Below are 13332 nucleotides of genomic sequence, written 5' to 3' on the forward strand. Positions count from 1 at the left end.
AATATGTCAGAGCATAAAACATTTACAAATGATACTATTCGCCCACATGGTGGAACATTGGTCAATTGTATTGTAGAAGGTACAAAAAGAGAACAACTGATTGAAAATGCGAAGTCTTTACATTCAATTATATTAAATCAATGGAGCTTATCGGATCTAGAATTAATAGGCATTGGTGGGTTCAGTCCATTAACTGGTTTTATGAATCAAGCTGATTATGAAAGTGTCGTAGAACATGTTCATCTAAAAAATGGTCATGTTTGGAGTGTGCCAATTACATTGCCAGTAAGTCAAACAGAGGCTAACAATTTAGTGATTGGCGAACAGGTAGCACTATATGGAGAAGATGGTACATTGTATGGTGTGTTAGATTTAGAAGAAAAATATACTTATGATAAAGAAAAGGAAGCACAACATGTTTATGGTACAACAGATAATGCACATCCAGGGGTGAAAAAGGTTTACGAAAAAGGTGAGTATTACTTAGCGGGGCCAATACAATTGATTAATCGTCCACAACATGATGCATTTGTAGATTACCATCTTGACCCATTAGAAACGAGACAGCTATTTAATAAATTGAATTGGAAGACTGTTGTAGGATTTCAAACTAGAAACCCAGTTCATCGTGCCCATGAATATATTCAGAAATCAGCATTAGAAATTGTAGATGGATTACTATTAAATCCATTAGTAGGTGAAACTAAATCTGATGATATTCCAGCAGAGGTAAGAATGGAAAGTTATCAAGCCATACTTAAAAACTATTTCCCAGAAAATCGAGCACGTTTAGTCATTTATCCAGCTGCGATGAGATATGCAGGTCCAAGAGAAGCCATTTTACATGCGCTAGTAAGACAAAACTATGGTTGTACACACTTTATTGTTGGTAGAGACCATGCAGGTGTTGGTGACTATTATGGCGCTTATGAAGCACAGGAATTTATTTCTCAATTTGAAAATGAATTAGATATACAAATTTTAAAATTTGAGCATGCCTTTTACTGTGAAGCATGTGGCAATATGGCTACAGCTAAAACTTGTCCACACGATGCTTCGAATCATTTACATTTAAGTGGTACAAAAGTAAGAGAAAAATTACGCAACGGAGAATCATTACCAGAAAAATTTTCAAGACCAGAAGTGGCAAATGTGCTGATCAAAGGATTAAAAGAGAAATGACAAAGGGTGATGTTAAATGAGTGAAACAAAACATATTACATGGCACGAATCTGAAGTCACAAAAGCACAACGACAAACACGTAATGGTCATCAAAGTGTATTAATTTGGTTTACTGGTTTATCAGGGTCAGGTAAATCTACGGTATCGGTTGCTTTAGAAAAGGCATTATTTGAAGATGGCAAACAAACGTATCGTTTAGATGGAGATAATGTCAGACACGGTTTAAATAAAAATTTGGGCTTTTCTCCTGAAGATAGACAAGAGAATATTCGACGCATCGGTGAAGTAGGTAAGCTAATGGTAGATTCAGGTGCAATTACAGTTACAGCTTTTATATCACCGTACAAACAAGATAGGGATAATGTTAGACAATTATTTGAGGAACAAGAATTTATCGAAGTTTATACACAATGCAGTATTGAGACTTGTGAGCAACGTGATCCTAAAGGCTTATACAAGAAGGCACGTACAGGTGAAATACCTGAATTCACAGGTATTAGTGCGCCATATGAACCACCAGAAGAACCAGAAATCATCATTAATACTGAAGATAATAGTGTTGAGTCATCGGTTAATCAAATATTAAACTATTTAAAAGAACATCGTTATATTTAAAAATACGAGATAAAGCGTGTAATGGAATTAATTCATATCCATACACGCTTTGTTTTTTGAAAATAAGATAGTTGTCAATATGAATTAAAAATTAAATTAATGTTTGAACATCTACTGATTGTGAAATAATAAATAATAAATAAGTAATTATACACATAAAATGAAGGTGATAACATGAGTGTCTTTTCTAAAGAGGATAAAATTCAAATATTGTCAGATATGGTTGAGATAAATACTGAAAATGATAATGAACTTGAAGTATGTAAATATCTTAAATCATTATTGAGCAAATATGATATAGACTCTAAGATTCAGGAAGTTGACGATAATCGAGCGAATTTAATTGCCGAAATTGGTGAAGGGTCACCGAAACTAGGTATCTCAGGGCATATGGATGTTGTTGATGCTGGGGATCATAATGAATGGGAGCATGATCCATTTAAATTAACAGAAGAAGATGGTAAATTGTACGGTCGAGGTACGACTGATATGAAGGGCGGTTTAGCAGCATTAGTTATTGCTATGATTGAAATTAAAGCGTCAGGTGATCTACAACAAGGTTCAATTAGATTAATGGCTACTACAGCAGAAGAAAGAGAAATGTCAGGGGCAGAGAAACTTAAAGAACAAGGCTATGTTGATGATTTAGATGGTTTAATTATTGCCGAACCGTCAGATGGCTTTGTATTTTACGCCTCAAAAGGCTCCATCGGATTAAAAGTAACATCTAAAGGCGTGCCCGCACATAGCTCATTACCATCACTGGGACATAATGCGATTAATACCCTCATTGAATTTATTCAAAAAATTAAAGAAAAGTATGATGACATCAAGAAAAACGAAGGTACACATGCACTTGATGTGCACCCATTTATTGATGAATTCTTTGGCGACCAAGTTGACGATAAGACGGAAGAAAAAGTTGAAGACGTAGCTGCAGGACTTGTTATTGTGAATTCGATTATACGAGGTGGAGAACAATTTAATACTGTTCCGGAAGAAGCGTATGCTGAATTTAATGTGAGAACCGTACCAGAATATGATAATCGAGCGATTGAAAAATTATTTAAAGATACGATAGAAGAAGTTGATAGTGACAGACTTTCTTTAGAAGTAACTGTCGATCATCAAACAGTATATTCTCAAAAAGATAACACGTTAGTACAAAGCTTTTTAGATTATAATAATGAATTTAAAGTATCTGGTTTAGTTGGGGCGACTGATGCAGCAGAATTATTAGTAGATAAAGATGAAGACTTTGATTTAGCTATTATTGGCCCAGGTCATATGACTATGGCACACAAAACAGATGAATATGTTTATAAATCAAGATATTTAGACTATACAGATATGTATCAACAAGTAATGTTGAATTATTTAAACAAAACCCAATAAAACCAAATGAAATGGACTAAGATTATTGCGTGGATAATGCAATAATCTTAGTTTTTTTATGTAGAAAATTGTCAGATAAATTACATACATAGTAATAATTGATATTAACAAAATGATTAAGTTGCGTAGCTATCCTTTTGAAAGCCATTACAACCATAATCCAACAATTTTACAAAAAATGTTGGATTATTATGATTCATTTACAAAATCTTAACATCGCCCACAAAAGCTTGTTTGTTTGTTAGAGTGTGTCTTGTCGTTAATTAACGAAGAAGAAACTTATATGTTTATAGAAAATTGAAGGTAGCCACGAGATAGTAAACAAAAAAGCTTTATCATTCTTAGGAGGATATTTAAAATGAAAAAAATCGCTACAGCTACAATTGCAACAGCAGGTTTCGCAACATTTGGTTTAATGCAACATGATGCAGATGCAGCAGAAAACAATAACGGATATAATCCTAACGATCCTTATTCATATGAATACACATATACAATTGACCAACAAGGTAACTACCACTATGATTGGAAAGGTAATTGGAGTCCTAACCAACAACAAGGTAATAACAATAGTTATTCATATGGTAACCAAACTACTCAAAACTACAATTCAAATAATGCTACAAACAATAATCAAAATACACAATCTTATACTACTGATAATACAAATAATCAAGGTGGCGGATTAGGTGCTGATTATTCAACATCAGATAAAAATATCAAAGTGACTACACAAAACGCGCCATCTTCAAATAATTCAACTGCATTTTCTGGACAATCAAGCTCTGGTTCAAATGCGTATACTGCTGGTCAATGTACTTATTATGTATATGACAAAGTTGGCGGTAAAATCGGTTCTAATTGGGGTAACGCAAGTAACTGGGCAAACGCTGCAGCACAAGATGGTTATAATGTAAGTAATTCACCTAAACAAGGTGCAATTATGCAAACATCACAAGGTGCATTTGGTCATGTTGCATATGTTGAAAATGTAAATAGTGATGGTTCAATCAAAGTTTCAGAAATGAACTATAATGGTGGACCAGGTAACGTTTCAACACGTACTATTTCAGCTAGCCAAGCTGGTTCATACAACTACATTTCATAATGATTTATATTCAAAAAAGAACTCGAAATAATATTAAATATTATTTTGAGTTCTTTTTTGTGTTTGATTAAATTTTGAATGGGTGTGACATATTTGTCAGGGTTGTGATTAAATTCGTGCCTCCATGGGGGTTTATTATTATTTGACATACTTCAATCTTCAAAACAATGATTTCAAAAATTGAATGATTATTTTTATAGTTGTTCATGAATTAGTAATAAACTTATGACAGTTTAGTTAAGTCATCGATTATACATTGTAATACTATATATTGTGTTTTAAATTTTAAATAAACACTATATATAGAAAAGAGTGGTAAGATGAATCAACTAGAACAATCATTAACTGGTTTGATTGAGAAGGATCCAACTATCGTAAATGAGAATGCTAATAAAGATAGCAATACCTTTTCGACTATGCGCGATTTAACGGCAGGTATTGTTTCAAAATCATATGCTTTAAATTATTTATTGCCTAAACATATTGCTGAGGCGCATCAAAATGGTGATATTCACTTTCATGATTTAGATTATCACCCATTTCAACCATTAACAAATTGTTGTTTAATTGATGCAAAAAGCATGCTGAAAAATGGCTTTGAAATAGGTAATGCCAATGTTACATCTCCAAAATCAATTCAGACAGCATCAGCACAACTTGTACAAATTATTGCGAACGTCTCTAGTAGTCAATACGGTGGATGTACAGTGGATCGTGTAGATGAATTATTGAGTGAGTATGCACAATATAATGAGCGACATCATCGTGAAATAGCACAAGTTTATGTTAAAGATGAACAGATTGAAACATATGTAGAGCAACAAGTGACTAAAGATATTAATGACGCCATTGAAAGTTTGGAGTATGAGATTAATACACTGTATACCTCTAATGGTCAAACACCATTTGTCACATTAGGATTTGGCTTAGGAACAGATACATTAAGTCGTAAAATACAGCAGGCGATATTAAAAACGAGAATTAAAGGATTAGGTAAAGATCGTGTCACAGCCATTTTTCCTAAGTTAGTATTTTCTATTAAAGATGGTATTAATTTGAAAAAAGAAGATCCGAATTATGATATCAAGCAACTTGCATTAGAATGTTCAACAAAACGCATGTATCCTGATATATTAAATTACGATAAAATTGCAGAATTATTAGGCGATTTTAAAGCACCGATGGGATGTCGATCGTTTTTACCAAGTTGGCGTAATGAACAAGGTGAATTTGAGAATAATGGACGTTGTAATTTAGGTGTTGTAACTTTAAATTTACCAAGAATTGCGCTTGAATCAAAAGGTGACATGACAACGTTTTGGAAAATTTTTTATAACAAAATGTCGTTAATGCACGATGCTTTAGTATATAGAATAGAGCGATTAAAAGAAGCGACAGTAAATAATGCACCAATCTTATATAAAAGCGGTGCATTTAAATATAAACTCGATGATCACGAAGATGTAATGGCGCTATTTAAGAATAAAAGAGCTACGATTTCCATGGGATACATCGGATTATATGAAACTGCTACAGTATTTTATGGACCTAATTGGGAACATAATGACGAAGCCAAAGCATTTACAATCGAAATATTAAAAGAAATGCAGCGTCTACAAAAACAATGGACAAATCAATATGATATTTGGTTTAGCATATACAGTACGCCTAGTGAATCATTGACCGATCGTTTTTGTCGGTTAGATCAAGAACGATTTGGAGATATTCAAGATATTACAAGTAAAGGCTATTACCAAAATTCATTTCATTATGATGTAAGAAAAGATATTACGCCGTTTGAAAAATTAGATTTTGAAAAAGATTATCCCTATTATGCGAGTGGTGGTTTTATCCACTATTGTGAGTATCCTAAATTGAATCATAATATTAAAGCGCTAGAAGCGGTATGGGATTATGCTTATGATAAGGTAGGGTATTTAGGTACCAATATTCCAATAGATCATTGTTATGAATGTGGATTTGATGGAGATTTTAAATCAACACCACACGGCTATCAATGTCCTCAATGTGGTAATGATAACCCTGAAACGGTTGATGTTGTTAAACGGACATGCGGTTATTTAGGTAATCCAGTTCAACGTCCAGTTATTGAAGGACGTCATAAAGAAATGTGTGCGCGTGTGAAGCATATGAAGGAATCTTGACAATGAATCCTATATTAGAAATAGAACAAGGACAGGGGTATATAGCTAAGATTGAAACACATAGCTTTGTAGATGGTGAGGGTGTACGATGTAGTGTGTATGTTTCAGGATGCCCATTCCAATGTCTGGATTGCTATAACAAAGCGGCGCAACATTTTAAGTATGGTGAACCATTTACAGAGAAAATATTACAAGAGATTATCTCATATTGTGAACAGAGTTATATTAGTGGTTTAAGTATTTTAGGAGGCGAGCCCTTTTGTAACTTAGACGTGACATTGAAACTTGTACAAGCATTTCGACATAGATTTGGACAGACCAAAACAATATGGGTGTGGACTGGATTCCAATTTGAATATCTTTCACAAGATAAGGGATTACGCTTTGAATTATTAGAATCTGTGGATGTGTTAGTTGATGGTATGTTTATCACGCAGTTATATCGTCCTAATCTACCTTACAAAGGGTCATTAAATCAAAGAGTGATTGATGTATCCACATCTTTACAACGACAACAATTGAGTGAATACATTTGCAGTGGCCCATCAACGAGTAATAGCTTTTAATCATGTTATAACTCGTTATAGAAGGGAAATGTAATACTAAGAGCAAAGATTCAATATAGAGAAGGTGAGACAATATGTGGTTATTAATAGGTAAATGGATGATTGCCATTGGTCTTATCGTAGGTTCCATTATTGAAGAAACGATTTATAAAAAACGACGCCAAACACGTAAAACACAACAATCATAGTAAGATAATGAATCGAATGAGCAATCACTACAACGTGTAGTGTTGCTCATTTATTTTTAATATTAATCTAATTTGTAATTGTTAACATTTGTTGACGATGTCTAAATACTAGATATATCAGCTTTAAACGCTCATTTATATTGATAAAATAATACATTTGATTTTGTAATCAAATATGAAAATATATACTTATCACATGTTTAAGTGATAAAATATCAATGTTACTAAAAATTAACATCACAAGAGAGTTAGGAGTCCCTAAATTGCTACTGTTTATAATAGAAATTATGATTATGATTTTAGCTGTGTTATTAGGATTAAGAACAGCCGGTGCACTTGGCTGCGGCATATTTGCTATTGTAGCGCAACTCATTATGATTTTTGGTTTTCAATTACCACCGGGTTCTGCACCTGTCACAGCAGTGTTAATTATTCTATCAATAGGAATCGCAGGTGGTACGTTGCAAGCTACTGGCGGTATAGACTACCTTGTATATATCGCATCTAAAATCATCGAGAGATTCCCAAAATCAATTATTTTTATTGCACCAATGATTGTGTTTGTATTTGTCTTTGGCATTGGTACTGCTAATATTGCTTTATCATTAGAACCTATTATTGCTAAGACAGCTCAAAAAGCAAACATACAACCTAAAAAAGCACTTACTGCATCAGTACTTACTGCGAATTTAGCACTTTTATGTAGTCCGGCTGCGTCAGCGACAGCTTATATCATATCGGTGTTAGCTGGTTACGATATTTCTATGGGAAAATATTTAAGTATTGTATTACCAACTGCGATGATGAGTATGCTTTTATTAAGTGTATTCTGTACATTTGTTGGAAAAAATAATCCCATACCATCACAAAAGTTAGTCGAACTACCAGAAGAGACATTACCTAGTGAATTTTCAAAAAATGTAAAATTCGGTGTATTAGCATTCTTAATATGTGTATTAGGCATATTAACATTTGGGATATTCCCTCATTTAATGCCATCATTTAATGTAAATGGCAAAACTGTTAATGTAGAAATGACAGATATTGTTCAATTCTTTATGTATTTAAGTGCTGCCATTAATCTATTATTATCAAAAATTAATACGTCAGATATTTTAACGTCACATATTTCTCAATCAGCATTTGGCGCATTGTTTGCAGTATTAGGTCCTGGTTGGTTAGGCGCTACTATTTTTAACGCACCTAATAATTTGAAAATATTAAAGAATGATATTGGCCAAGCTATTAGTAGTGTACCTTGGCTAGTGATCGTTCTCGTATCAGTAGTAGCGATGATTGTGATTTCTCAAACAGCGACTGCATCAATTATGGTGCCAATTGTTATGAGTCTAGGCATTCCGCCCATATATTTTGTCGCCATGGTTCAGACGCTTAACGTTAACTTTGTGATTCCAGCACAACCTACTTTATTATTTGCAGTTGAATTGGACGAAACAGGCAGAACAAGGCCTACGAGTTTTATTATTCCGGGATTCTTTGTCATAATCACCTCAGTTGTAATTGGTTTTACATTAAAATTATTATTAGGATACTAACAAGTAATGAAATCAACTATCTTTCACGAATTAAGTGGGAGATAGTTTTTTTGTTGTAATTAAGCAAAATTAATGAAAAAAAGTAAAATAAATAAAAATTCTGTTTAAATGCATAAAAATTCATATATTTAATGAAGTTAAGTTTGTTTAATTCGTTAAATCTAAATTTAACACTGTTGTCACAACAATCAATTGTGAAAGAATAATCGTCAGAAATTATATAATTATTCAATAATGGGTTTGTATTTCTTTGTATGTAATTTGCATTATTATTAAATGTTCGTTATTGTCAATTTTGTGAATCAATTATATTTGAACGTGGAACTTAAGAACATCAAGATTCATAAATCATTTAGTATTAGGGGGATCACGATTGAGAAAAGAAAAAGTTATGGACTGGACGACCTTTATAGGTGTAGTCATAGTGTTACTTTTAGCTGTTATACCTATGATGGTTTTCCCGAAAGCAAGTGAGACAATTATTACAGATATCAATAGTGCAATTTCTAACTCGATTGGTTCTGTTTATTTATTCTTAGGATTAGCTATTTTTTGTTTCGTTTTATACATAGCATTTGGTAAATACGGTAATGTTACTCTAGGTAGAGCGAGTGACAAGCCGGAATTTAACACATTTACTTGGGCAGCCATGTTATTCTGTGCAGGTATTGGTTCAGATATTCTATATTGGGGTGTAATTGAGTGGGCATTCTATTATCAAGTGCCACCTAATGGCGCTAAAAGTATGTCCGATGAAGCACTACAGTATGCGACGCAATACGGAATGTTCCACTGGGGTCCGATTGCATGGGCGATTTATGTATTGCCAGCATTACCAATTGGTTATTTAGTGTTCGTTAAAAAACAACCTATATATAAAATTAGCCAAGCGTGTAGACCTATATTAAAAGGACAAACAGATAAGTTTGTAGGTAAACTTGTTGATATCCTATTTATCTTTGGATTATTAGGTGGTGCGGCAACATCACTTGCCTTAGGTGTACCTTTAATATCAGCAGGTATTGAAAGACTTACAGGTTTAAATGGTGAGAATATGGTTATGCGTTCAATCATTTTGTTAACTATCACAGTTATATTCGCCATTAGTTCATATACAGGATTGAAAAAAGGTATTCAAAAGTTGAGTGACGTCAATGTATGGTTATCATTCATCTTATTAGCCTTTGTCTTCATTATTGGACCAACTGTATTTATTATGGAAACTACAGTGACTGGTTTAGGGAACATGATGCGAGATTTCTTCCATATGGCAACTTGGGTTGAGCCATTTGGTGGTATAGGTCACCGTAAAGAGACACATTTCCCACAAGATTGGACGATATTCTATTGGTCATGGTGGTTAGTTTATGCACCATTTATCGGTTTATTTATTGCTCGAATTTCAAAAGGTAGAACTTTAAAAGAAGTCGTTCTTGGTACGATGATATATGGTACGTTAGGTTGTGCATTATTCTTTGGTATATTCGGTAACTATGCTGTTTATTTACAAATTTCTGGTCAATTTAATGTGGTTGATTTCTTAAATCATCACAGTACAGAGGCTACTATCATTGAGGTAATGCATCATTTACCATTCCCAACTATAACGATTGTCCTATTCTTAATTTCAGCATTCTTATTCTTAGCGACAACATTTGATTCTGGTTCATATATTTTAGCGGCTGCTTCCCAAAAGAAAGTGATTGGGGAGCCATTAAGAGCGAACAGATTATTCTGGGCATTTGCGTTATGTTTACTGCCATTCTCACTCATGTTAGTAGGTGGAGAACGAGCACTAGATGTACTTAAGACTGCATCGATACTTGCGAGTGTACCATTAATCGTCATATTCATATTTATGATGGTCTCATTCTTGATTACCTTAGGACGAGATCGAATCAAATTGGAAACACGTGCTGAGAAATTAAAAGAGGTTGAAAGACGTTCACTTCGAATTGTTCAAGTGAAAGAAGAAGAACAAGATGATAATTTATAACATATTAAAAAGGCTAAAGGATTGATATCCTTTAGCCTTTTACTTATCTTCGTGTTCTGGAATAGGGAAGTACTTAAAGATTTCTCCTGTTTCTAAAGCTTCGCTAAGTTGTGCTAACCATTCGTAATACACCTTTGAATGATCGAGTTGAGCTTTCACTTTATCAATATCTTGTCGTTCTTCATCAGTTAAATCATTGTTATTTAAGATAGGGTTAATAATAGCTTCAGCATCTTTGACTGCTTCCATATTTGTATCGATTTCTCGTTCCCATTTCTTAGTGAAAAAATTGCGGAAGAAAGTAAAGAAGTCTTTTTCAGCAATGAAATGTTGTTTTCTGCTACCTCTTGTAAATTGTTGTTTAACAATATCATATTCTTGTAGTTTCTTTACACCTGCACTCATGCTAGGTTTACTCATTTGCAGTTGTTGTCTCATTTCATCTAGTGTCATGCTTCCCTCAAACACCATGATGCCGTATAAGTTACCAACACTACGATTAATGCCATACAAATCCATTGTTTCGCCAATGGAATTAATTACCAAGTCTTTGGCTTCTTCGACTTGAGATGTGTAGTTTTCTGAACGTGTCATGACTGTACCTCCAAAAAGAATTATTTCATTTTACCACGTCTCAACATAAAGTTAACATGATTTCATCTTTTATATGCTAATCAATTATATAATTTTATTTAAAAAGATGAAAAGCAAGGTTTTAGAAAAATATTAGGCGGAAATATTTTGCTTTATCTCGTTGTACTAGAGCCGTTCGAATCAGCTCAAATCCTAAGCGCTTTTCTTCAGACCTTTTGACGGCTTCCGAAAAGCAGGATTTTCGGCTGAAATACTCACGATGCATAAAATTTGAAAAGCAATTTTATTTATCGTTCGAATCAGCTCAAATCCTAAGCGCTTTTCTTCAGACCTTTTGACATGTTTTCGTTTTATATGCTAACATATTTCTGTAAAATTCGTTAAATAAAAATTTAACAAACTTAACGGAGGTATTTTGATGGAACTTGTAAAGCGCTTGTCAAACCGTCAATTCATTGATGGTGAATGGGTAGATAGCTCAAATAAAAACACGAGAGATATAATCAATCCTTATAATCAAGAAGTTATTTTCACGGTAGCTGAAGGTACAAAAGAAGATGTAGAACGTGCAATTTTAGCGGCAAGACGATCATTTGAAGATGGTGAGTTGTCCTCAGAAACAAGTGAAGTCAGAGGTCAAAAAGTCAGAGCCATTGCAGATAAAATCAAAGAACATCGTGAAGAATTAGCAAAATTAGAAACATTAGATACAGGTAAAACATTAGAAGAATCTTATGCAGATATGGATGATATTCATAATGTATTTATGTATTTTGCAGGATTAGCTGATAAAGACGGTGGCGAAATAATTAATACACCAATTCCTAATTCAGAAAGTAAAGTCGTTAAAGAACCAGTCGGTGTGGTGACACAAATTACACCTTGGAACTATCCTTTATTACAAGCGTCTTGGAAAATCGCACCAGCATTAGCAACTGGATGTTCATTGGTTATGAAGCCTAGTGAAATTACACCACTAACAACGATTCGAGTATTCGAATTGATGGAAGAAGTAGGTTTCCCTAAAGGTACAATTAACTTAGTTTTAGGTGCCGGTTCAGAAATTGGTGATGTTATGTCAGGTCACGAAGAAGTGGATCTTGTTTCATTTACAGGTGGTATCAAGACAGGTAAACATATCATGAAACAAGCAGCAGATCATGTGACTAACGTAGCTTTAGAGCTTGGTGGTAAGAATCCAAACATCATTTTTGATGACGCAGATTTTGAATTAGCAGTTGACCAAGCATTGAATGGTGGTTACTTCCACGCTGGACAAGTATGCTCAGCAGGTTCAAGAATATTAGTGCATAACGATATTAAAGAAGACTTTGAAAAGGCACTTATCGACCGTGTTAGCAAAATTAAACTAGGTAATGGATTTGATGATGATACAGAAATGGGTCCAGTCATTTCACAAGAACATAGAGATAAAATTGAGAAATATATGGAAGTTGCCAAAGAAGAAGGCGCTACAATAGCTATTGGCGGTAAACGTCCTGAAAGAGAAGATTTACAAGCCGGTTTATTCTTCGAACCAACTGTTATTACGAATTGTGATACATCAATGCGTATTGTACAAGAAGAGGTATTTGGACCAGTTGTTACAGTAGAAGGATTTTCTGATGAAGCAGAAGCTATTCGCTTAGCTAACGATTCTATTTATGGATTAGCAGGTGCGGTATTTAGTAAAGATATCGGAAAAGCACAACGTGTTGCTAACAAATTAAAACTAGGTACTGTTTGGATTAATGATTTCCATCCATATTTCGCACAAGCACCATGGGGTGGATATAAACAATCAGGTATCGGTAGAGAACTTGGTAAAGAAGGATTAGAAGAGTATTTAACATCAAAACACATCTTAACAAATACTAATCCAGAACCAGTTAACTTTTTCAGTAAATAAAACATAGTAATGAAACAGAGGTTCGAGTGACGTAAATGACATGAGTTACTCAACCTC

The 13332-nt window shown here is 33.8% G+C and carries 10 protein-coding genes; 9 read left to right on the forward strand and 1 reads right to left on the reverse strand.

Annotation, left to right across the window (positions count from 1 at the left end; all coding sequences use genetic code 11):
* Positions 1–3: 3 nt before the first annotated feature.
* The 8 genes from sat to EL082_RS01175 all read left to right on the forward strand — a co-directional run bounded on the left by sat (position 4) and on the right by EL082_RS01175 (position 10772).
* Positions 4–1182 carry a sulfate adenylyltransferase gene (sat, locus tag EL082_RS01140; protein ID WP_103286218.1) on the forward strand — a complete coding sequence of 393 codons (1179 nt, stop codon included), beginning with the start codon at positions 4–6 and terminating at the stop codon, positions 1180–1182.
* Positions 1183–1198: 16 nt separating this feature from the next.
* The gene (gene cysC / locus EL082_RS01145; protein WP_103286217.1) at positions 1199–1798 is read left to right on the forward strand and encodes an adenylyl-sulfate kinase; all 600 of its coding nucleotides are present in this window, start codon (positions 1199–1201) and stop codon (positions 1796–1798) included.
* Between the two features lie 174 nt (positions 1799–1972).
* A complete protein-coding gene (locus EL082_RS01150) occupies positions 1973–3193 on the forward strand; it encodes an ArgE/DapE family deacylase (RefSeq protein WP_103286216.1) in 1221 nt (406 codons plus the stop codon).
* A 358-nt stretch (positions 3194–3551) separates the two neighbouring features.
* Positions 3552–4301, forward strand: a complete 750-nt coding sequence (locus tag EL082_RS01155) for a CHAP domain-containing protein (protein WP_002465388.1) — start codon at positions 3552–3554, stop codon at positions 4299–4301.
* Between the two features lie 320 nt (positions 4302–4621).
* The gene (gene nrdD, locus EL082_RS01160) at positions 4622–6466 is read left to right on the forward strand and encodes an anaerobic ribonucleoside-triphosphate reductase (protein ID WP_103286215.1); all 1845 of its coding nucleotides are present in this window, start codon (positions 4622–4624) and stop codon (positions 6464–6466) included.
* Positions 6467–6468: 2 nt separating this feature from the next.
* Positions 6469–7032 carry an anaerobic ribonucleoside-triphosphate reductase activating protein gene (gene nrdG / locus EL082_RS01165; protein WP_103286214.1) on the forward strand — a complete coding sequence of 188 codons (564 nt, stop codon included), beginning with the start codon at positions 6469–6471 and terminating at the stop codon, positions 7030–7032.
* Between the two features lie 451 nt (positions 7033–7483).
* Positions 7484–8776: an anaerobic C4-dicarboxylate transporter family protein gene (locus tag EL082_RS01170; protein WP_047211203.1), complete on the forward strand. Its 1293-nt coding sequence runs from the start codon at positions 7484–7486 to the stop codon at positions 8774–8776.
* Positions 8777–9149: 373 nt separating this feature from the next.
* Complete coding sequence (locus EL082_RS01175) at positions 9150–10772, forward strand: BCCT family transporter (RefSeq protein WP_002465378.1); 1623 nt, start codon at positions 9150–9152, stop codon at positions 10770–10772.
* A 39-nt stretch (positions 10773–10811) separates the two neighbouring features.
* On the opposite strand, the gene cudC is transcribed toward EL082_RS01175, so the two are convergent.
* Positions 10812–11366: a choline uptake/conversion transcriptional regulator CudC gene (cudC, locus tag EL082_RS01180; RefSeq protein WP_002465374.1), complete on the reverse strand. Its 555-nt coding sequence runs from the start codon at positions 11364–11366 to the stop codon at positions 10812–10814.
* Between the two features lie 418 nt (positions 11367–11784).
* Between cudC and betB the strand changes: the two genes are divergently transcribed.
* On the forward strand, positions 11785–13275 hold the full coding sequence (gene betB / locus EL082_RS01185; protein ID WP_002465377.1) for a betaine-aldehyde dehydrogenase: 1491 nt from the start codon (positions 11785–11787) through the stop codon (positions 13273–13275).
* Positions 13276–13332: the final 57 nt, after the last annotated feature.

It is taken from the genome of Staphylococcus warneri (genome assembly GCF_900636385.1).
GTDB lineage: Bacteria > Bacillota > Bacilli > Staphylococcales > Staphylococcaceae > Staphylococcus > Staphylococcus warneri.

What these genes read in the sequence shown, in the direction of transcription:
- nrdG (WP_103286214.1), top strand. Translation starts at nt 6,469, where the DNA reads ATGAATCCTATATTAGAAATAGAACAAGGACAGGGGTATATAGCTAAG.
- cysC (WP_103286217.1), top strand. Translation starts at nt 1,199, where the DNA reads ATGAGTGAAACAAAACATATTACATGGCACGAATCTGAAGTCACAAAA.
- sat (WP_103286218.1), top strand. Translation starts at nt 4, where the DNA reads ATGTCAGAGCATAAAACATTTACAAATGATACTATTCGCCCACATGGT.
- nrdD (WP_103286215.1), top strand. Translation starts at nt 4,622, where the DNA reads ATGAATCAACTAGAACAATCATTAACTGGTTTGATTGAGAAGGATCCA.
- cudC (WP_002465374.1), bottom strand. Translation starts at nt 11,366, where the DNA reads ATGACACGTTCAGAAAACTACACATCTCAAGTCGAAGAAGCCAAAGAC.
- EL082_RS01155 (WP_002465388.1), top strand. Translation starts at nt 3,552, where the DNA reads ATGAAAAAAATCGCTACAGCTACAATTGCAACAGCAGGTTTCGCAACA.
- betB (WP_002465377.1), top strand. Translation starts at nt 11,785, where the DNA reads ATGGAACTTGTAAAGCGCTTGTCAAACCGTCAATTCATTGATGGTGAA.
- EL082_RS01150 (WP_103286216.1), top strand. Translation starts at nt 1,973, where the DNA reads ATGAGTGTCTTTTCTAAAGAGGATAAAATTCAAATATTGTCAGATATG.